The sequence below is a fragment of the Gryllotalpicola sp. CP2-P1 genome (assembly GCF_057512245.1).
This window is the reverse complement of the sequence record NZ_JBLRDT010000007.1, coordinates 1-19,554: the sequence shown is the minus strand read 5'-3', so window position 1 is coordinate 19,554 and position 19,554 is coordinate 1. Positions and strand designations below refer to the sequence as shown.

At 69.4% G+C, this 19,554-nt stretch carries 18 protein-coding genes and 2 tRNA genes; 9 read left to right on the top strand and 11 right to left on the bottom strand.

Annotated elements, in window-relative coordinates:
• Positions 1–37: 37 nt before the first annotated feature.
• Genes ACM2XV_RS01340 through ACM2XV_RS01330 form a run of 3 tightly spaced genes read left to right on the top strand, consistent with a single transcriptional unit; the run spans position 38 to position 2,843 of the window.
• Positions 38–487: a GNAT family N-acetyltransferase gene (locus tag ACM2XV_RS01340; RefSeq protein WP_487025732.1), complete on the top strand. Its 450-nt coding sequence runs from the start codon at positions 38–40 to the stop codon at positions 485–487.
• Positions 488–489: 2 nt separating this feature from the next.
• Complete coding sequence (locus ACM2XV_RS01335; RefSeq protein WP_487025731.1) at positions 490–759, top strand: hypothetical protein; 270 nt, start codon at positions 490–492, stop codon at positions 757–759.
• Positions 760–794: 35 nt separating this feature from the next.
• The gene (locus tag ACM2XV_RS01330) at positions 795–2,843 is read left to right on the top strand and encodes a M3 family metallopeptidase (RefSeq protein WP_487025730.1); all 2,049 of its coding nucleotides are present in this window, start codon (positions 795–797) and stop codon (positions 2,841–2,843) included.
• Between the two features lie 180 nt (positions 2,844–3,023).
• On the opposite strand, the gene clpX is transcribed toward ACM2XV_RS01330, so the two are convergent.
• The 6 genes from clpX to ACM2XV_RS01300 all read right to left on the bottom strand — a co-directional run bounded on the left by clpX (position 3,024) and on the right by ACM2XV_RS01300 (position 7,550).
• Entirely contained in the window at positions 3,024–4,304 is a 1,281-nt protein-coding gene (gene clpX, locus ACM2XV_RS01325; RefSeq protein ID WP_344777343.1) for an ATP-dependent Clp protease ATP-binding subunit ClpX, read from the bottom strand.
• Between the two features lie 127 nt (positions 4,305–4,431).
• Positions 4,432–5,100: an ATP-dependent Clp protease proteolytic subunit gene (locus ACM2XV_RS01320; protein WP_344777341.1), complete on the bottom strand. Its 669-nt coding sequence runs from the start codon at positions 5,098–5,100 to the stop codon at positions 4,432–4,434.
• Positions 5,101–5,123: 23 nt separating this feature from the next.
• The gene (locus ACM2XV_RS01315; protein WP_344777339.1) at positions 5,124–5,714 is read right to left on the bottom strand and encodes an ATP-dependent Clp protease proteolytic subunit; all 591 of its coding nucleotides are present in this window, start codon (positions 5,712–5,714) and stop codon (positions 5,124–5,126) included.
• A 164-nt stretch (positions 5,715–5,878) separates the two neighbouring features.
• Positions 5,879–7,315 (bottom strand): trigger factor, encoded by a 1,437-nt coding sequence (gene tig, locus ACM2XV_RS01310; protein WP_344777337.1) that lies wholly within the window; start codon positions 7,313–7,315, stop codon positions 5,879–5,881.
• A gap of 56 nt (positions 7,316–7,371) precedes the next feature.
• A tRNA-Pro gene (locus tag ACM2XV_RS01305) sits at positions 7,372–7,449 on the bottom strand.
• Between the two features lie 30 nt (positions 7,450–7,479).
• A tRNA-Gly gene (locus tag ACM2XV_RS01300) sits at positions 7,480–7,550 on the bottom strand.
• A gap of 112 nt (positions 7,551–7,662) precedes the next feature.
• Between ACM2XV_RS01300 and ACM2XV_RS01295 the strand changes: the two genes are divergently transcribed.
• On the top strand, positions 7,663–8,337 hold the full coding sequence (locus ACM2XV_RS01295; protein ID WP_487025729.1) for a Pr6Pr family membrane protein: 675 nt from the start codon (positions 7,663–7,665) through the stop codon (positions 8,335–8,337).
• Here the strand turns inward: ACM2XV_RS01295 and ACM2XV_RS01290 are convergent.
• Genes ACM2XV_RS01290 through ACM2XV_RS01270 form a run of 5 tightly spaced genes read right to left on the bottom strand, consistent with a single transcriptional unit; the run spans position 8,272 to position 13,336 of the window.
• A complete protein-coding gene (locus tag ACM2XV_RS01290; RefSeq protein ID WP_487025728.1) occupies positions 8,272–9,747 on the bottom strand; it encodes an amidohydrolase in 1,476 nt (491 codons plus the stop codon). The genes ACM2XV_RS01295 and ACM2XV_RS01290 overlap by 66 nt on opposite strands.
• Positions 9,748–9,766: 19 nt before the next feature.
• The gene (locus ACM2XV_RS01285; RefSeq protein WP_487025727.1) at positions 9,767–10,786 is read right to left on the bottom strand and encodes an Fpg/Nei family DNA glycosylase; all 1,020 of its coding nucleotides are present in this window, start codon (positions 10,784–10,786) and stop codon (positions 9,767–9,769) included.
• Positions 10,786–11,274: a ribose-5-phosphate isomerase gene (locus ACM2XV_RS01280; RefSeq protein WP_487025726.1), complete on the bottom strand. Its 489-nt coding sequence runs from the start codon at positions 11,272–11,274 to the stop codon at positions 10,786–10,788. Before ACM2XV_RS01280 ends, ACM2XV_RS01285 begins: the two co-directional genes overlap by 1 nt.
• Positions 11,275–11,291: 17 nt before the next feature.
• Positions 11,292–12,623 (bottom strand): permease, encoded by a 1,332-nt coding sequence (locus tag ACM2XV_RS01275; protein WP_487025740.1) that lies wholly within the window; start codon positions 12,621–12,623, stop codon positions 11,292–11,294.
• A 5-nt stretch (positions 12,624–12,628) separates the two neighbouring features.
• Positions 12,629–13,336, bottom strand: a complete 708-nt coding sequence (locus ACM2XV_RS01270) for an ABC transporter ATP-binding protein (RefSeq protein ID WP_487025725.1) — start codon at positions 13,334–13,336, stop codon at positions 12,629–12,631.
• Positions 13,337–13,520: 184 nt separating this feature from the next.
• Between ACM2XV_RS01270 and pepN the strand changes: the two genes are divergently transcribed.
• The 5 genes from pepN to ACM2XV_RS01245 all read left to right on the top strand — a co-directional run.
• Positions 13,521–16,082, top strand: a complete 2,562-nt coding sequence (gene pepN / locus ACM2XV_RS01265; RefSeq protein WP_487025724.1) for an aminopeptidase N — start codon at positions 13,521–13,523, stop codon at positions 16,080–16,082.
• Between the two features lie 95 nt (positions 16,083–16,177).
• Entirely contained in the window at positions 16,178–17,089 is a 912-nt protein-coding gene (locus ACM2XV_RS01260) for an ABC transporter ATP-binding protein (RefSeq protein ID WP_487025723.1), read from the top strand.
• Positions 17,086–17,982 (top strand): ABC transporter permease, encoded by an 897-nt coding sequence (locus ACM2XV_RS01255; protein WP_487025722.1) that lies wholly within the window; start codon positions 17,086–17,088, stop codon positions 17,980–17,982. The genes ACM2XV_RS01260 and ACM2XV_RS01255 overlap by 4 nt, the downstream gene beginning before the upstream one ends.
• 12 nt (positions 17,983–17,994) lie before the next feature.
• Positions 17,995–19,254, top strand: a complete 1,260-nt coding sequence (locus tag ACM2XV_RS01250) for a sensor histidine kinase (RefSeq protein WP_487025721.1) — start codon at positions 17,995–17,997, stop codon at positions 19,252–19,254.
• Between the two features lie 38 nt (positions 19,255–19,292).
• Positions 19,293–19,554 (top strand): response regulator (locus ACM2XV_RS01245; protein ID WP_487025739.1); only part of this gene is annotated, 262 nt, incomplete at its 3' end.

Genomic DNA, 19,554 nt, shown 5'->3' with positions numbered 1-19,554 from the left:
GGACAATTCGCGCTATGGTCACCACGGGAGGGGTGCTATGACCGTTTCAATCCGAGAAGCTCGCGACAGCGACTTCTTCCCCTGGCTCAGTCTGTATGAGGAATACGCGTCCGAGCGCGGGGTCGAGTTGACCGAACGCCGGGCTCTGCAGCTGTGGACCTGGCTCTCCGACCCGCACCATCCCGAGACGTCGCTCATCGCTCTCGGCGAGGACGGCGGGGTCACGGGGCTCGTGCACTTCCACGCGTTCCCGCGCCCGCTGCTCGGCGAGACCGGCGTGTTCATCGACGCGATCCACGCGAAGGACGACGGTGTCGCCGACGAGCTGTTCCGTGCCGTGCGCGACGCGGCGACCGCGCAGGGCGCCGGCGTGATCCGCTGGAGCCAGGTCGAGGGCGAGACGCTGCCGCGTGCGCTCGCGGAGGCCGGCGGGAACGCGGAGAGCTCGGCCTACGTCGAGCTCCAGACCGCGCCCCAGCCGGCCTGACCGTGGCCCGCCGCATCATGCAGCTCGGAACCCGCTGGCCCGTCGGCGCACCCGCGCCCGCAGCCCTTCCCGACGTGGTTCGGGCGGCCGTGAAGGCGGTCGAAGAGGAGCTGGATGCCGACAGTGTCGACGCGTCGACCTGGCGCTGGACCCTCACCTGGCTTGAGCGGAAGCCCGTCGTCGAGCTCGACGACGGAACCGTCATCCGTTACAACCCCGACAGTGAGACCGCCACCATCACCTCGAACGATTTCGAGGCCGAGCAGGGCTGACGGGCGGCCGCCGGCCGCACCGATAGAGTGGCGACATGACGACGGATGCCGCGAACCCGCTTCTGACCGCCAGCACACTCGACTACCGCCTGCCGCCGTTCTCGCAGATCAGAGACGAGCACTACCGGCCGGCGTTCGATGCGGGGTTCGCCGAGCAGCTCGCCGAGATCGATGCGATCGCACGGAATCCCGAGGCGCCGACGTTCGAGAACACCCTCGTGCCCCTCGAGCGCTCCGGGCAGACGCTGCGCCGGGCCGCGTTCGTCTTCTTCAACAAGTCCTCTGCCGACTCGAACGACGTCACGAACGCGCTCGACGAGGAGCTCGCGCCACGGCTGGCGGCCCACCAGGACGCCATCCAGCTGAACTCCGCGCTGTACGAGCGCATTCGCGCTGTGCGCGACGGACTTGCGGAGCGCCCCGACCTCGATGACGAGGCGCGCTATCTCGTCGAGCGCTATTTCACCGATTTCACGCTCGCCGGGGCGGGGCTCGACGACGACGCCAAGGCGACGCTCTCCGAGCTCAACCAGCGGATCTCCGGAATTCAGGCGAAGTTCGAGAAGCAGCTGCTCGCCGACACCAACGAGCTCGCCGTGGTCTTCGACGACGCGGCCGAGCTCGAGGGGCTCGGCGACGGCGAGCTCTCCGCCGCCGCGGAGGCCGCCAAGGAGCGCGGACTCGACGGGAAGTATCTCGTCACGCTCGTGCTGCCGACGGGGCATCCCTGGCTGGCGTCGCTCGTGCGCCCCGAGGTGCGCGAGCGCATCATGTCGGCCTCGCGCTCGCGCGGTGCGCGCGACGGCAGCAACGACAACCGCCCGCTCATCCTCGAGCTGGTGCGCCTGCGCGCCCGTCGGGCGCAGCTGCTCGGCTTCGCGAGCCATGCCGACTACGTCACCGCCGGCCAGACGGCGGGCACCGCCGCGAACGTCGCCGACATGCTGGGGAAGCTCGCACCGGCCGCCGCCCGGAACGCACGCCGCGAGCACAAGGCGCTCGAGCGCACCGCGGGTGCACCGGTGGGGGCGGCCGACTGGGACTTCTGGACCGAGAAGGTGCGCCTCGCCGAATACGACGTCGACACGGCCGCCCTGCGGCCGTACTTCGAGGCAGAGCGCGTGCTGCAGGACGGCGTGTTCTTCGCCGCGAGCAGGCTGTACGGCCTGAGCTTCGCCGAGCGGCCCGACCTCGTCGGCTATCACCCCGACGTGCGCGTTTTCGAGGTGTTCAATGAGGACGGTTCCCAGCTCGGCCTCTTCCTCTACGACCTCTACACACGCGACTCGAAGCGCGGCGGTGCCTGGATGAACAGCCTGGTCGACCAGTCGGAACTGCTCGGCGAGCCGACCACGATCGTCGTCAACAACCACAACGTGCCGAAGCCCGCCGCGGGTGAGCCCACGCTGCTGACCTTCGACGAGGTGCACACGCTCTTCCACGAGTTCGGGCACGCGCTGCACGGGTTGTTCGGTCACGCCGTCTACCCGCGCTTCTCGGGCACCAGCGTGCACCGAGACTTCGTCGAGTTCCCCTCGCAGGTCAACGAGATGTGGATGCTGTGGCCCGAGGTGCTCGCGAACTACGCCAAGCACTACGAGACCGGCGAGCCGATCCCCCAGGACATCGTCGACCGCATCGTCGCCTCTGAGACCTTCAACGAGGGCTTCGCGACCAGCGAGTACCTGGGCGCCGCTCTGCTCGACCAGGCCTGGCACGTGCTCACCCCCGAGCAGGCGGACGCCATCACCGACGTCGCCGCCTTCGAGGCGGCGGCCCTCGCCGAGGTCGGGCTCGACTTCCCGCCCGTTCCCCCGCGTTACCAGAGCTCGTACTTCGCGCACACCTTCTCGGGCGGGTACGACGCGCAGTACTACTCGTACATCTGGAGCGAGGTGCTCGACGCGGACACCGTCGAGTGGTTCAAGTCGAACGGCGGCCTCACTCGCGAGAACGGCGACCGTTTCCGCTCGCGGCTGCTCGGCGTCGGCGGCACCAAGGACCCCATCGAGGCGTACGTCGATTTCCGCGGCCGGCGCGCCGAGCTCGAGCCGCTGCTGACACGCCGGGGCCTCGTCGACTGACCGCGAACGGAATGCGGGGCCGCGGCGATCAGTCGAGGGCGCGGCGCATCGCGAGAACGTCGGGGCGGTCGGCGGCGTCGGCGAACAGATAGAGCGCCGCGGCATCGGGAACCCAGCCGACGATGGTCGGGCAATCGGCCGCACGCCTGCGGCGCAGGGCGAGACGCGACCCCTGCGCGATCAGGCGGTCTTCTCTTCGCGGCGGGAGGGGCGATGCGGCACGATCGTCGGCGCCGCGTTCGACTCGACCGACTCGCGGGTGATGACCACCCGGGCCACCTCGTCGGTCGAGGGGACCTCGAACATCACCGGCCCGAGCACCTCTTCCATGATGGCGCGCAGGCCGCGGGCGCCGGTCTGGCGCAGCACGGCCAGATCGGCGATCGCCTCGAGGGCGCCCTGCTCGAACGCCAGCTCGACGCCGTCGAGCTCGAACATGCGCTGATACTGCTTCACCAGCGCGTTCTTCGGCACGGTGAGGATCTGGATGAGTGCCTCGCGATCGAGCGGCGTCACCGTCGTGACGACGGGAAGGCGCCCGATGAACTCGGGAATGAGACCGAACTTGTGCAGGTCTTCGGGAAGGACCTCGCTGAAGAGATTGAGGTCATCGCCCTTCGAGTGCAGCGGTGCGCCGAAGCCGATGCCCTTCTTGCCGGCCCGTGCCGAGATGATCTCTTCGAGGCCGGCGAACGCACCCGCGACGATGAAGAGCACGTTCGTCGTGTCGATCTGGATGAATTCCTGGTGCGGATGCTTGCGGCCGCCCTGCGGGGGAACGGAGGCGACGGTGCCCTCGAGGATCTTGAGCAGCGCCTGCTGGACGCCCTCGCCCGAGACATCCCTCGTGATCGACGGGTTCTCGGCCTTGCGCGCGATCTTGTCGACCTCGTCGATGTAGATGATGCCGGTCTCTGCGCGCTTGACGTCGTAATCCGCGGCCTGGATGAGCTTGAGCAGGATGTTCTCGACGTCTTCGCCGACGTAGCCCGCCTCGGTCAGCGCCGTGGCGTCGGCCACTGCGAACGGGACGTTGAGGCGCTTCGCGAGCGTCTGCGCGAGGTAGGTCTTGCCGCAGCCCGTCGGCCCGATCAGCAGGATGTTGGACTTCGCGATCTCGACCTCGTCTGCCTTGACGTCGGCCGGGCCGATGGCGTTGCGGGCCCGCACGCGCTTGTAGTGGTTGTAGACGGCGACGGCGAGCGCCTTCTTCGCGGCGTCTTGGCCGATCACGTACTCTTCGAGGAAGCTGTAGATCTCTTTCGGCTTCGGCAGCTCGAACTCACCCGACGTGCCCGCCTCGGCGTCGGCCATGCGCTCTTCGATGATCTCGTTGCAGAGTTCGACGCACTCGTCGCAGATGTACACGCCGGGCCCGGCGATCAGCTGCACGACCTGCTTCTGGCTCTTTCCGCAGAACGAACACTTGAGCAGGTCGGCGCTCTCTCCGATGCGTGCCATTCGCTATCTCCTCCAAAAGCACAGTCCCGGTCAGACGTGGGCGGGCTGCCTTGCGTCGAGCCTAACGCGAGGGGCCGACATCGGCAGGGATCTGCGCGATGTCGGCCCCGGAGTGTTACTCGCCGCGCTACTGCGCGATGGCCGCCTGAACCGACTTGCGGCTCGACAGCACCTGGTCGATCAGCCCGTAGTCGAGGGCCTCGGCCGCAGACAGGATCTTGTCGCGGTCGATGTCCTTGTTGACCTCCTCCTGGCTGCGGTTGGAGTGCTTCGCCAGCGTCTCCTCCAGCCAGGTGCGCATGCGCAGGATCTCAGCGGCCTGGATCTCGATGTCGGATGCCTGACCGTGGCCCGCCTCGCCGATCGCGGGCTGGTGGATCAGGATGCGGGCGTTCGGCAGCGCGAGACGCTTCCCCGGCGTGCCCGCGGCGGTCAGCACGGCGGCGGCCGAGGCGGCCTGGCCGAGGACCACCGTCATGATCTGCGGGCGGATGTACTGCATCGTGTCGTAGATCGCCGTCATGGCCGTGAACGAGCCACCGGGCGAGTTGATGTACATGACGATGTCGCGGTCGGGGTCCTGGCTCTCGAGCACGAGCAGCTGCGCCATGATGTCGTCGGCGCTCGCGTCGTCGACCTGGACGCCCAGGAAGATGATGCGGTCCTCGAAGAGCTTCGCGTAGGGGTCTTGCCGCTTGTAGCCGTAAGCAGTGCGCTCCTCGAAGCTCGGCAGGATGTAGCGCGAGTTCGGCATCTGCAGGCTGTTGCCGCCTGCCATAAAGGTGGGAGTCTCCATTTGTTTCTCTCTCTCGCTCGCGCCTAGGCCTGCTGCTCGGTGCCGCCGCCGCCCGCGACCTCGGTCGCGGTGTCGCGGATGTGGTCGACGAAGCCGTACTCCAGCGCCTCCTGAGCGTTGAACCAGTGGTCGCGGTCACCGTCGGCGGTGACCTGCTCGAAGGTCTTGCCGGTCGCCTCGGCGGTGATCTGGAACAGGCGCTTCTTCATGTCGGAGATGAGCTGCGCCTGGGTCTGGATGTCACTCGCCGTTCCACCGAAGCCGCCGTGGGGCTGGTGCAGCAGCACGCGTGCGTTCGGGGTGATGTAGCGCTTCCCCTTGGTTCCCGCCGTGAGAAGCAGCTGCCCCATCGATGCGGCCATGCCGATGCCGACCGTCACGATGTCGTTCGGCACGAACTGCATGGTGTCGTAGATCGCCATGCCGGCCGTGATCGAGCCGCCGGGCGAGTTGATGTAGAGGTAGATGTCCTTCTTGGGGTCCTCGGCGGCGAGGAGGAGGAGCTTCGCGGCGATCTCGTTCGCGTTGTCATCGCGGACCTCTTCGCCGAGCCAGACGATCCGGTCCCTCAGCAGTCGATCGAAAACACTGGGAGTCAGTGTCGGTTCGGCCATGTGTGATGCTCCGTTTCAGTGAGTAACTTCATCGAATCTATCGGTGGCCAACGCACGGGGCCGGGGCTGTTCGCCCACGGCGCAGGCGTGTCGGGATTCGGGCGATGAGACGACGGATGCCGGGACCATCGGCCCCGGCATCCGGTGTTGCTCGTCGTCGCCGACTACTCGGCGTCGGCCTCGTCAGCCGCCTTCTTCGACGACTTCTTGGCCTTCTTGGCCGGCTTGTTCGCCTCGGCGATGGCCTCGGCCGCGCTCTCGACGGCCTCGTCCTCGGTGGGCTGCGGCTCGGCCTGCAGGATGATGTCGGAGTCGTCCTCGTCGTTCTGCACGGCGGCGAACTCGCTGAGGTCGACCGCATTGCCGGCCTCGTCGGTCACGACGGCCTTGCCGAGGACGATCGAGATCGCCTTGCTGCGCGCGACCTCGCCGACCATCTGCGGGATCTGGCCGTTGTCGGCCAGGATCTTGATGAACTCGTTCGGCTCCATGCCGTACTGGGCGGATGCCTGCACCAGGTAGGACGTGAGCTCGTTCTGGCTCACCGTGACCTTCTCGGCCTCGGCGATCTCGTCGAAGAGGATCTGCGTGCGCAGAGCCTTCTCGCTCGCCTCCTTGACCTCGGCGCGGTGGGTCTCGTCGTCGAGGCGGTTCTCGGCCTCGAGGTGGCGGTGGATCTCGTCCTCGATGACCGCCTCGGGCACGGGGATCTCGGCCTGCTCGAGCAGCAGGTCGACGAGCTTGTTGCGTGCCTCGTTGCCCTGGGCGAAGGTCTTCGACTTCGCGGCCTCGGACTTGAGGCCCTCGCGCAGCTCGGCGATCGTGTCGTATTCACTCGAGATCTGAGCGAAGTCGTCGTCGGCCTCGGGCAGCTCGCGCTCCTTCACGGAGTTCACCGTGACGCTGATCTCGGCCTCTTCGCCCTCGTGGTCGCCACCGAGCAGCTTCGACGCGAAGGTGGTCTCTTCGCCGGCGGTCAGCGAGTCGAGGGCGTCGTCGAGGCCCTCGAGCAGGTCGCCCGAGCCGATCTCGTAGGAGATGTTCTCGGCGCTGTCGACGATCTCGTCGCCGATCTTCGCCTCGAGGTTGATCTGCACGAAGTCGCCGGCCTTGGCGGGGCGGTCGACGGTGACGAGCGTGCCGAAGCGGCTGCGCAAGCGGTCGAGTTCCTCTTCGACATCGGCATCGGTGACCTCGGACGACTCGACGGTGATGGCGAGCTTGTCGTAGGCGGGAACCGTGATCTCGGGGCGCACGTCGACCTCGAAGGTGACGACGAGGTCGCCGGCGAAGGTGTTGACGTCGGGCAGCGTCACGATGTCGGCCTCGGGGCGGCCGAGCGGCCGCAGCTTGGTCTCGGTGACGGCCTCGCGGTAGGCACCGTCGAGCGAGTCGTTGATCGCGTGCTCGAGGACGGCGCCCTTGCCGACCCGCGTGTCGATGATCGCGGGCGGGACCTTGCCCTTGCGGAAGCCGGGGATGGTGACGTCGGCGGCGATGTGCTCGTAAGCGTGGGTGATGCTGGGCTTCAGCTGCTCCGGCGTGACCGTGGTGGTGAGCTTGACGCGCGTCGGGCTCAGCTGTTCGACCGTGGTGGGCACTGGTGGTTCTCCTAGGTGGATTTGACCCTGTTGTTCAAGGGATATTGCGCGGCAAGTGGTCGGGGCGACAGGATTCGAACCTGCGACTTCCCGCCCCCAAAGCGGGCGCTCTAGCCAAGCTGAGCTACGCCCCGGATGCATGCGATCCGCACGGTGCTACCGCGAGGGGGCGACGGGAATCGAACCCGCGTAATCAGTTTGGAAGACTGAGGCTCTACCATTGAGCTACGCCCCCGAAGGGTGTTCCTCGCCGCCAAAAAGGCAGCCTGTTCAGCATACGGCATAGCCCTGGTGCGTTTCGGAGCGAGGCTCAGGCGCAGCTCGCCGGCCGCGCTACGCTCGCCGGCGTGAAACACGTCGTCGCCGCACTGCGATTCTTCTTCAGCGCCCTCATGCTCGTCGCGGTCACGCGCTCGTTCGTCTACGACGCGGCCCACGGCGGCGACGTCTGGCCGTGGGACTGGTTCGGCTACTTCACCAATCAGAACAACCTCGCCGCCGGCTTCGTGCTGAGCTTCGCCGGCGTTCTGCTGCTGCAGGGGCGCCGGCTGCGCTGGCTAGAGTACGCCCGCGGCGCCGTCACCGTCTACATCTTCATCGTCGGCACCGTCTATTGGACGCTGCTCGCGCCGATCACCACCCCCGAGATCCCCTGGACCAACGCGATCGTCCACGGCGTCATGCCTGCCTATTGCCTGCTCGACTGGCTGCTCGTCGGCGACCGGGCACCGTTGCGCTACGCGCGGCTCTGGGTGATCTTCCCCTACGCGGTCGTGTGGCTCGGCGTCACGCTCACGCGCGGGGCCACGGACCACTGGGTGCCGTACCCCTTCATGGACCCGGCGACCGGCTACGCCAGCGTGTCGCTGTACTGCGGCGCCATCGTCGTCATCGCCACCGTCGTCGCGCTGCTCTTCTGGGCCGCCAGCCGCTGGCGCGGCATCCTGCTGCGCGGCTCAGCGGATGGCGTCGTAACTGAAGCGCCCGGCGATCATCGTCGCGACGACCGGCTGGCTGCGTAGCGCCACCGGGTCCTCCTGCCGCGGGTCTGCGCCGAGCACCACGAGGTCGGCCGGCTGGCCCACCGCGACCGATGAGCGAACGGATGCCTGCACCGCCTGCTCGAGGGAGATCGACTGCTCGTCGTGCCACGGCTCGCGGTCGCCCCGGCTGCGGAAGACAGCGGAGGCGATGGCGAGCCACGGGTCTAGCGGCGCCACAGGGGCGTCCGACCCGAACGCCAGCGCGGCGCCGGCATCCAGCAGCCCGCGCAGCGGGAACGCGTGGCGGCTGCGCGCTCCCCAGTAGCGCTCGGCGATGTCGCGGTCATCCATCGCGTGCTCGGGCTGCACGCTGGCTGTGACCCCGAGTTGGGCGAAGCGGGGCAGATCCTCTGGCAGGACGAGCTGAGCATGCTCGACCGAGCCGCGCGCCCCCGTGATCGCAAAGGCGTCGAGAGCGTGCGACACCGCGTGGTCGCCGATGGCGTGCACGGCGGCGGTCTGCCCCGCCTGCACCGCGCGGCGCAGCAGTGCGGTGAGCTCTTCCGGCGGCACGGTGAGCTGGCCGCGGCTGCGGCCCGCGTCGCCGGCATACGGCTCGCGCAGATAGGCGGTGCGCGTGTTGAGCGACCCGTCGGTGATCACTTTGAGCGGCCCCAGTGTCAGAAGGCCGCTCGTGTCGAGGGCCTCTCCCCCGCCGAGGCCGAACGCGAGGGCGTCGTCGAAGCGCTCGGGGTAGAACGCGGCGGCGACGCGCAGCTCGTCGAATCCGGCGGCGAAGCGGCGCTGCCAGTCCGCGGGTGCGAAGCCCCACTCGAAATCGACGACGCCGACCACGCCGCGCGCGGCCGCCGCCTCGGCCGCTTCGTGTGCCCAGCCGTCGACGGCCTTCTCCGGCACCTCGTCGAGCGCGTCGATCACCGCGAACGCGTCGCGCTCGCGCAGCACCCCGCTCGGGTGCTCATAGAACCCGTGCGCCCTGAGAGCCGCAGAGTTCAGCCACACGGTGTGCAGGTCGGCGCTGATCGCGACCACGCGCCGCTGCTCCCCGGAATCGCCGACCTCGCCGTGATCGAGCGCCTCGTCGAGCAGCTCGAAATGCGGCACGTCCGGCCAGAGCGCGTCGCGGAAGCCGACCCCGACGACGTCGCCGTCGGGATGGGCGTCTGCATGTGCCGCGAGCATCGCCGCGGCATCCGCTGCGGACTGCGCATCGCCGAGTTGCACACGCCGCGACGCGTGCGCCCACTGCGTGAAGTGCGTGTGCCGGTCCCACAGGCCGGGGATCAGGACGTGGCCGTCGAGCTCGATGTGATCGCCGACGGTGGGAACCTCGCCGGCCGGCGTCACCGCGCTGATCACGCCGCCCGTCACCGTGACGTCGACGAGCCGCCCGTCGAGCAGTCGTGCGCCGTTGAACGTCACTGTCATCGGATGCCGCCCCTCTAGATCAGGCCTGGTCCTTCGGGCACCAGTAAAGCTTGCGGTTCGCCATCTCGGTCATCGCGATGGGCGTGCCGCACACCCGGCACGGCTCGCCCGTGCGGTGGTAGACCCAATGGCGATCATCGCGCCTCGCCATGGCCCGGCGATAGGCCTCGCCGCTCAGGCCGTCCATCGTCATCATCTGGCCGGTGCGCACGCCGACGTCGAGCAGGTGCACCCAGTCGCGCCACAGCGCCCGCGCCGTCTCCTCCGGAACCTTCTTCCCGGGCGTGAACGGGTTGAGCCGCGCGCGGAACAGCAGCTCTGCGCGGTACACGTTGCCGATGCCGCTCACGACGGACTGGTCCATCAGCAGCTGACCCACCGGCTGGTTCGACTTGCGGATGGCCGCGACGACGCGGTCCTCGGCCTCTCGAGAGTCGTCGTTGAGCGGGTCGGGGCCGAGCCGGTCGATGACCTGCTGCACCTCGAACGCGCTGATGGCCTCGCACGCGGTCGGCCCGCGCAGGTCGGCGCACGCCGTGTCGGTCAGCAGGCGCACCCGCACCTGGCCGACGGGCGCCGGCGGGAACTCGAAGTCGGCGTCGTCGTTCTCCTTCTCGGACTCGGCCATGTGCAGCCGCGCCTTCCGAGGAGCGCCGATTGAGCGGATGGAGTCCTCGCCGTCGCGGTCGTCGAGGTAGTCGCGGTCGGTCTCGAGCGGCGCCGCCTCGGGCAGCTCGGTTCCGCGCTGGTTCGTCTGCCCCATGCGGCCGCCGGCCGACCTGATCGTGGCATCCGTCGTGATCTCGCCGGCGAAGTCCCACGCGCCGTAGAGACCGAGGTGCACGCGCAGCCAGAGCCCGTTGTCGAACTCGAGGAACATCTGCTTTCCGACCGCGGTCGCGCGCGTCATCGTGGCGCCGTCGAGCATCTTCGCGCCGGCGGCGAAGCGCCCCTGCGGGCTCGAGACGGCCACCCGGTGGCCCACGAAGTTGCGGGCGAACTGGCGGGCGATCCGGTGGACGGAGTGCCCCTCAGGCATTAGTGGTCGACGCCCTTGCCGGCGATGTCGCCCGTCTGCTCGTATTCGGCGAGCTGCGCGATGCGCCGCGCGTGGCGCTCTTCGCCGCTGAACGGCTCGGCCACGAACAGGTCGATGAAGCGGATCGCCTCGTCCTCCGTGTGCTGGCGGGCGCCGATCGAGATCACGTTGGCGTCGTTGTGCTGCCGGGCCAGCAGCGCGGTCGAGTCGTTCCACACGAGCGCGGCGCGCACGCCCTTCACCTTGTTCGCGGCGATCTGCTCGCCGTTGCCCGAGCCGCCGAAGACGACGCCGAGTGCCTCGGTGCCGGTCTGCTGGTCGTTCACGACCGCCCGGGCCGCATTGATGCAGAACGCGGGGTAGTCGTCGAGCGCGTCGTACTCGCTCGGCCCGTGGTCGACGACCTCGTGACCCTGCTCGCGCAGGTGCGCCTGGATCTTCTGGCTGAGGTCGAGTCCGGCGTGGTCCGTGGCGATGTGGATGCGCATGGCTCTCAGAATATCGGTCACGTGGTGCCGGGGATGCCCGCGCTGAGCACCCGCGTCAGGACGGGTCTGGTCGCCGTGAGGCCTGCCCAGACGAGCCCGATGCCGAGGGCGAGGCACCCGACGATGATCGCGAGCCCGAGCGGCTGCACCAGCAGTGCGTACCCGGTGAGCGGCAGGAGCACCAGCGCCGCGGCGACCGCCGAGCCGATCGTGACGACGAGCAGCGGCGCGAGCACGGCACGGCGGCGCGCCCCGTCCATCACAGCGGCCGGCATGCCGAGCCGGTCGAGGCTCACGTAGAGCGCCCGGCGGTCGAGGATGCCGGCGGCCTGGTTCACGCCGATCGCGCACGCGACCATCGCGAACGACATCGCGAGCGTGAGGATCACCCCGGTGCGGATGTCCGCCAGAAGGAGCCTCGTCGCGGCATCCTCATCACCTGTCCCCTGCGTGAACGCGACCCCGACTCCGGTGAACACGCCGACGAAGCTGACCATCGACAGCGCACCGACTTGGCGCCACGCCGCCTTCGCATCGTCGAGGACCGTGCGCGCGGCGATGAGCCGCGCAGGGGTTTTCGCGCGGGTCAGCCAGCGACGCGCGAAGAGCCGCAGCGCGAGCGGGCCGACGAGGCCCAGCACCGCGAGAACGGCGCCGAACCCGCCGAGCAGAACGGCGACGACCAGGATCAGCCCGCCGATGCCGGCGAACGCGTTGAGCGAGCTCGAGATCATGACGGCCACGACCAGTACGGCGAAGGCGATCGCGGCACGCAGCCACTTCACCTGCGCGGTCGCAACGCGGGTGCGCACCCCGAGCGGCGTCAGCACGACACCGCGCAGGCCGATCGCTGCGCTCACGGCGCTGAGTGCCGCCACCGCGCCGACGACGACGAAGAACACCCACACCGGCGGCCAGATCGCGCCCCCCAGTGCGCGACCGTCGAAGTGCAGCAGGCCGAACAGCGGCAGCGCGGCGAGCGACGCGACCGCGCCGACGAGGGCGCCCACCAGCGCGACGGCCGTCGACTCGACGACGGTGAGGGCCGAGACGAGTGCCGTCGACGCGCCGAGCAGCCTCAGGCTCGAGAGCCGCTCGTCACGGCGGCGTGCGGCGAGGCGCGCAGCGGCGCCGCCGAGAGATGCGAGCGGGACCACGAGCAGCACCAGCGCGAGCAGGGCGAGAATGCGGTAGGTCGCGCCACCCTGCCCCGGGAAGGTGAAGAAGGCGAACACGCCGCCGGTCACGACCGTCGTGCAGAGCGTCACGACGGCGAAGGCCACGGCGGGCAGCACGACGGTCGATGCGTCACCGCCGGCGCGCCGCGCGAACAGCCGGGCGAGAGCCATGAGGGTCACGACGCATCCCCCGCCCGCACCGATGTCGACATCTCGACGATCGTGCCGTCGGCCATGTGCAGCGTGCGATCGCAGCGCGCGGCCACGCTCGCGTCGTGCGTGACGACGATGAGGGCTCGCCCCGACCCGACCGTCGAGGCGAGCAGCGCCGACATGACCTCGGCCGAGGTCACGGAATCGAGCGCGCCCGTCGGCTCGTCCGCGAAGACGACGGCGGGCTGGGATGCCTGGGCACGGGCGATCGCCACGCGCTGCTGCTGGCCGCCGGAGAGCTCGCCGATGCGCGCACCCACCTTGTCGCCGATGCCGAGGAGGTCGAGAAGGCGACGAGCCTCGGCCTCGGCATCCGCCCGCCTGGCGCCGAGCAGCAACAGGGGAAGCGCGACGTTCTCGCCCGCCGTCAACTCGGGCAGCAGCAGCCCCTGCTGGAACACGAAGCCGAAGCTCGTGCGGCGCAGCTCGCTGCGGCGCCGGTCGCTGAGCGCCGCGACGTCGACCGTGTCGCCCACGCGCGAGAACAGCACCTGGCCGGCCCCGGGCGTTTCGATGCCGGCGAGACAGTGCAGCAGCGTGGTCTTGCCGCTGCCCGACGGGCCCATGATGGCGACGGCTTCGCCCGCAGCCACGGTGAGCCCGACGCCCCGCAGTGCGCGGGTGGGCCCGAAGTCCTTGAAGAGGCCGCGTGCCTCGATGAGGTTGTGCATGACGTCGAGCTTTTCGCGGCGCGGATGCCCGGCGCATCGCCCGCGAGGCGGGTTCTGACCGCGCGCCGCGTCATACCGCGGGCCTACCTCAGTCGAACTGGGGTGCCCACGTGAGAGCGCCGCGCCGACCTCCTTGATGCCGGCTGTCGTGATATGGCCCTCTCTAATCCCTAGGCTGGTTCCCATGCCTGGAGAGAACCTCACCCGAATCGAAGCCGCCGAACGCAAGGCGGTCGTCCAGACCCACGCCTACGAGGTCAAGCTCGACCTCACGCAGGGCCCCGAGACGTTCCGCAGCGAGACGAAGGTGACCTTCGCGGGCACTCCGGGCGCCTCGACGTTCATCGACTTCATCTCGAAGACCGTGCACTCCGTGAAGCTCAACGGCGTCGAGCTCGACGTGGCCGCGGTCAACGACGGCGTCCGCATCCAGCTGCCTGAGCTGCAGGCATCCAACACCCTCATCGTGGTCGCCGACGCGCTCTACACGAACACCGGCGAGGGGCTGCACCGCTTCGTCGACCCGGTCGACGGCGAGGTCTACCTGTACTCCCAGTTCGAGGTGCCCGACTCGCGCCGCGTCTTCGCCGTGTTCGAGCAGCCCGACCTCAAGGCGACGTTCCAGTTCACGGTGACGACGCCCTCAGACTGGACCGTCATCAGCAACTCCCCCACGCCCGAGCCGATCTTCTCTGGCCCCATCGACGGGGAATCCCTGAAGGACTCGGTGACCTACGTCTTCGACCCGACGCCCGTGCTGTCGTCCTACATCACCGCGATCATCGCGGGCCCGTACCAGGGCGAGACGAGCGAGCTCACCTCGGCGGACGGGCGCACGATCCCGCTCGGCGTCTACGCGCGCAAGTCGCTCGTGCCCTACCTCGACGCCGACTACATCTTCGAGAAGACCAAGCAGGGCTTCGCGTTCTTCGAGTCGAAGTTCGGCTACCCGTACCCGTTCGCGAAGTACGACCAGGTGTTCGTGCCCGAGTTCAACGCCGGCGCGATGGAGAACGCGGGCGCCGTCACGCACACCGAGGCGTACGTGTTCCGCTCGAAGGTGACGGATGCCGTGCGCGAGCGCCGCGTCGTGACCGTGCTGCACGAGCTCGCCCACATGTGGTTCGGCGACCTGGTCACCATGAAGTGGTGGAACGACCTCTGGCTCAACGAGTCGTTCGCCGAGTACGCCTCGACCCTCGCGACCGCCGAGGCGACCGAGTGGACCGAGGCGTGGGCGACCTTCGCCTCGACCGAGAAGTCGTGGGCGTACAACCAGGACCAGCTGCCGTCGACGCACCCCATCGTCGCCGCGATCCGCGACCTCGAGGACGTGCAGGTCAACTTCGACGGCATCACCTACGCCAAGGGCGCCTCGGTGCTCAAGCAGCTCGTCGCGTGGGTCGGGCAGGAGGCGTTCCTCGCCGGCGTGCACGAGTACTTCGTCAAGCACGAGTACTCGAACACCGAGCTCACCGACCTGCTCGTCGAGCTCGAGAAGACGAGCGGGCGCGACCTCGCCGACTGGTCGGCGAAGTGGCTCGAGACCGCGGGCGTCAACACGCTGCGCCCCGAGATCGAGACGGATGCCGACGGCAGGATCGCCTCGTTCGCGGTGCTGCAGTCGGCCGAGCCCGACTATCCCACGATCCGCCCGCACCGCCTCGCGATCGGCTTCTACACGCTCGCCGGGGATGCCTTGACCCGCACCCACCGCGTCGAGCTCGACGTCGACGGCGAGCGCACCGAGGTCGCCGAGCTCGTCGGCCTCGAGCAGCCCGACCTGGTGCTGCTGAACGACGACGACCTCGCCTACGCGAAGATCCGCCTCGATGAGCGCTCCCTGCAGACCGCCATCGCGCACCTCGGCAAGATCGACAGCGAGCTCGCGCGCTCGATCCTCTGGGGCGCCGTGTGGGATGCCACGCGCGACGCGGAGAGCCGGGCGAGCGACTTCGTGCAGCTCGTTCTCAACAACATCGGCGCAGAGACGGGCTCGACGACGATGCGCACCGCGCTGAACCAGCTCGTGCTCTCGGTCGGCGCCTACGTCGCCCCAGCGAAGCGCGATGCGGTCGCGGTCGCCGCAGCCGACGGGGTCTGGGCCCTCGCCCAGCAGGCCGAGCCCGGCAGCGACGCCCAGTTCCAGTTCGTCAAGGTCTTCGCCCAGCTGGCGAGCACCGACGAGCAGCTCGCGATCGTCGCGGGCCTGCGCGACGGCTCGGTCACCCTGCCCGGCCTCAGCGTCGACACCGACCTCGGCTGGGAGCTGCTGCAGTCGCTCGTCGTCGGCGGCAAGGCCGGCACCGCCGAGATCGACTCCGCCCTCGCAGCAGACAACACGGCGAGCGGCAACCAGTCGGCGGCGCACGCCCGCGCGGCGCTGCCCACCCTCGAGGGGAAGACCGCGGCATGGGCATCCGTCGTCGAGCAGGACGGCGCGCCCAACCTGATCGTGCGCGCGACGGGCGCCGGCTTCCAGCGCGCCCACGACCCCGAGCTGCTCGCGCCGTTCGTCGAGAAGTACTTCGACAGCCTGCGCACCATCTGGGACACGCGCAGCTACGCGATCGCCGCCGGCCTCATCAACGGGCTGTACCCGTTCACGCTCGCGAACCAGCAGCTCGCCGACGCGACGCGCGCGTGGCTCGACGCCAACCCCGAGCCCGCCGCGCTGCGGCGCATCGTGGTCGAGAACCTCGCTCGCGTCGAGCGCGCGCTCAAGGTCCAGGCGGCCGATGCCTGAGCAGCCGGAGTAGTACCTGAGTCTGAGACCTCCGTGCCTCGAAGCGGGCCCCGCGGCTGATGCGCCGCGGGGCCCGCACTCAATACGGTGAAGCCATGATCGAAATCCAGAACCTCAGCAAGAGGTACGGACCCAAGCTTGCGGTGGACGACATCACGTTCACCGTCCGCCCCGGGATCGTCACCGGGTTCCTCGGCCCGAACGGCGCCGGCAAGTCGACCACGATGCGCATGATCATGGGGCTCGACAAGCCGACCACCGGGTCCGTGACCATCGACGGCAGCCCCTATGTGAAGCTCCGCGACCCGCTGCGCCAGGTCGGAGCCCTGCTCGAGGCGAAGGCGGTGCACACGGGCCGCAGCGCCTTCAACCACCTGCTCGCGCTCGCCGCCACCCACGGCATCCCCGCAGCGCGCGTCGACGAGGTCATCCACATGACGGGCCTCGAGTCGGTCGCGAAGAAGCGCGTCGGCGGCTTCTCGCTCGGCATGGGGCAGCGCCTCGGCATCGCGGTCGCGCTGCTCGGCGACCCGCAGACGCTGATCCTCGACGAGCCGGTCAACGGCCTCGACCCCGAGGGCGTCCTCTGGGTACGGCAGTTGACCCGCTACCTCGCCTCGCAGGGGCGCACCGTGTTCCTGTCGAGCCACCTCATGAGCGAGATGGCGCAGACGGCGGACCATGTCGTCGTGCTCGGCCGCGGCAAGGTGCTCGCGGACTCCCCGATCGCCGAGATCCTCTCCGGAGCCTCCGGTCAGCGGGTGACCGTGCGCACGCCCACCCCCGACCTTCTTGCCGGTGCGATCGCCTCCCCCGATGTGACGGTGCAGCAGACCCCCGACGGCTCTCTGTCGATCAACGGCATCAACGCGCAGGCCATCGGCGAGGCCGCGGCCCGCGCCGGCGTCGTGCTGCACGAACTGACGCCGGTCAAGGCCAGCCTCGAGCAGGCCTATCTCGAACTGACCCAGGACGAAGTCGAATACCACTCGGAGGTGGCCAAGTGACCACAGCAACCGCCCCGGCGCCCCACGCAGGTCTCGAGGGCATCCGCCTGAGCTTCCCGCGTCTCGTTCGCAGCGAATGGATCAAGCTGCGCAGCATCCGCTCGACCGTGTGGTGCTTCGCGCTTCTGTTCGTGCTCAACATCGGCTTCCCGCTGCTGATCGCCTCCGTCGGGAGCTTCGGAGATGCGCAGAACCCGCACCTGAGCGGCGACACGGCCGGCGCCATCGGCGTGCAGGTCATCACCCTCGGCGTGAACTTCACCTCGCTGATCGTCGGCGTGCTCGGCGTCCTCATCATCTCGGGCGAGTACGCCACGGGCATGATCCGCGGCACCTTCACCGCAGACCCCGGCCGCCTCGGCGCCGTGTTCGCCAAGGCGATCGTGCTCGCGGTCGCGGCGTTCGTCGTCAGCGCGATCTCGACCTGGGTGGCGGCACTGCTCGTGCACCCGATCCTCTCCGGCAAGGGCGTCGACTTCGATCTCGGCGACTCGAAGGTGTTCCTGCCGCTGCTCGGCTCGAGCGTCTATGTCACCCTCATCGCGCTGTTCGCCTTCGGCGTCGGCATGATCGTGCGCACGACCGCGGGCGGCATCGCGATCACGCTCGGCCTGCTGCTCGTCGTGCCGATCATCTTCAGCATCGTCGGCGGCCTCGTCGACGCGAACTGGCCCGCGAACATCAACGCCTTCCTGCCGTCGAATGCAGGCGGCCAGCTGTTCGCGTTCGCGAGCGACACCTCCGGCGCCGCCACGGGCGGGGCACAGGTCGACCAGGCGAGCTCCAGCGACGTCGTGACGCTGAACGGCTGGGAGGGCTTCGGCGTGCTCGGCGCCGAGGTGCTCGCCGTCGGCATCGCCGCGCTCGTTCTCATCAAGCGCCGGGACGCGTAACCGCACGACCGCGTGACGACTCTCAGCGATCCACAGGACGACCTCCGGCTGCCGCGGCAGCCGGGGGTCGTTCGGCGGTTCTGGGCGCGGCACGAGAAGCTCGCCGACGGCCTGATCGCCGTCTTCTGGGGGCTGCCGCCCACCCTGATCACGCTGATCTCTCTCATCACCGACTCGCACACCGCGCTCGGACGGTGGGGCGCGGTCGTCGCGGCGCTTCTGGTGGTGGCGTCGTGCGCAGGAATCCGGCTGCGGCGTACCCGCCCGATCCTCGCCTTCGCCGTTCTCTGCATCGCCCTGATCCCCGTGCCCTTCTCCGACACCGGCGCGTCGGAGGTGCTGCCGATCTTCGGCGTCTACAGCCTGGCCGTCTGGCGCTCCAACGCGTCTGCCTGGGTCGCCGCCGGCATTCTCGAGGCGGTCTCGACCCTCTACGTCTGGCTGCTGTCACCGCTCGCTGCGAGCCGGGCGTTCACGCCCGCGCAGTGGATGCCCACCTACGCCGTCGAGCTGCTCGTCGCCCTCGCCATCGGCATCACCGTCGGCAATCGGCGCCGCTACCTCGCGGCTCTCATCGACCGCGCCCACCAGCTCGCGCGCGAGCGGGACCAGCAGGCGCAGCTCGCCGCGATCGCCGAACGCGCGCGCATCGCCCGCGACATGCACGATGTCGTCTCACACTCGCTGACCGTCATGGTCACGCTCGCAGAAGGTTCCGCGGCCATCGCGGAGACGGATTCCGCACGCGCCGGGGCCGTGATGAAGCAGGTCGCCGACACGGGGCGCGAGGCACTGGCCGGCATGCGGCAGATGCTCGGAGTGCTCGGCAGCCAGAGCGAAGAGGCCGCCCTCGCGCCGCAGCCGACCGCTGCCGACATCCCCCGCCTCGTCGAGCGCTTCCGCGAGCTCGGGCTTCCGGTCGAACTGCACGCCGACGGGGAGCTTCCCGCTGAGCCGGCCCTCCACCTCGCGGTGTACCGCATCGTGCAGGAGGGACTCACGAACGCCCTGCGCTATGCGCACGGGCCCACCCGCGTCGGCGTGGTGATCGACGCGGCATCCGACCCGATCAGAGTCGTCGTCGACGACGACGGCCTTCCGGGCATGCCGACCGCATCCGTCGGCGCCGGCCGGGGACTCATCGGCCTGAGGGAGCGCGTGTCGGCGCTCGGCGGTAGCCTCAGCTCGGGTCATCACCCGGGCGGCGCCGGCTGGCTGCTCGCCGTCGCGCTGCCCACGACCTCGGCTCGTCCGAGAGAGGAGAATCCGTGACCCGCGTCGCGATCGCCGACGACCAGTCCCTCGTGCGCATGGGCTTCCGCATGGTGCTCGAGGCCCAACCCGATCTCGAGGTGGTGGGCGAGGCCTCCGACGGCAGCGAGGCGATCTCGCTTGCGCGCCGCACCCGCCCCGACGTCGTCCTCATGGACGTGCGGATGCCGGGAACCGACGGCATCACCGCAACCGCCGAGATCACCGCCGAGCTTCCCGAGACGCGCGTGCTCGTGCTGACCACCTTCGACCTCGACGAGTACGCCTTCGGCGGCCTGCGCGCCGGCGCGAGCGGGTTCC

Excerpts from the sequence above, each read along its gene's own strand:
- ACM2XV_RS01315 (WP_344777339.1), bottom strand. The coding sequence starts at position 5,714 with ATGGCCGAACCGACACTGACTCCCAGTGTTTTCGATCGACTGCTGAGG.
- ACM2XV_RS01290 (WP_487025728.1), bottom strand. The coding sequence starts at position 9,747 with ATGACAGTGACGTTCAACGGCGCACGACTGCTCGACGGGCGGCTCGTC.
- ACM2XV_RS01275 (WP_487025740.1), bottom strand. The coding sequence starts at position 12,623 with ATGGCTCTCGCCCGGCTGTTCGCGCGGCGCGCCGGCGGTGACGCATCG.
- ACM2XV_RS01320 (WP_344777341.1), bottom strand. The coding sequence starts at position 5,100 with ATGGAGACTCCCACCTTTATGGCAGGCGGCAACAGCCTGCAGATGCCG.
- ACM2XV_RS01330 (WP_487025730.1), top strand. The coding sequence starts at position 795 with ATGACGACGGATGCCGCGAACCCGCTTCTGACCGCCAGCACACTCGAC.
- ACM2XV_RS01260 (WP_487025723.1), top strand. The coding sequence starts at position 16,178 with ATGATCGAAATCCAGAACCTCAGCAAGAGGTACGGACCCAAGCTTGCG.
- ACM2XV_RS01270 (WP_487025725.1), bottom strand. The coding sequence starts at position 13,336 with ATGCACAACCTCATCGAGGCACGCGGCCTCTTCAAGGACTTCGGGCCC.
- pepN (WP_487025724.1), top strand. The coding sequence starts at position 13,521 with ATGCCTGGAGAGAACCTCACCCGAATCGAAGCCGCCGAACGCAAGGCG.
- ACM2XV_RS01280 (WP_487025726.1), bottom strand. The coding sequence starts at position 11,274 with ATGCGCATCCACATCGCCACGGACCACGCCGGACTCGACCTCAGCCAG.
- ACM2XV_RS01285 (WP_487025727.1), bottom strand. The coding sequence starts at position 10,786 with ATGCCTGAGGGGCACTCCGTCCACCGGATCGCCCGCCAGTTCGCCCGC.
- clpX (WP_344777343.1), bottom strand. The coding sequence starts at position 4,304 with ATGGCACGCATCGGAGAGAGCGCCGACCTGCTCAAGTGTTCGTTCTGC.
- ACM2XV_RS01340 (WP_487025732.1), top strand. The coding sequence starts at position 38 with ATGACCGTTTCAATCCGAGAAGCTCGCGACAGCGACTTCTTCCCCTGG.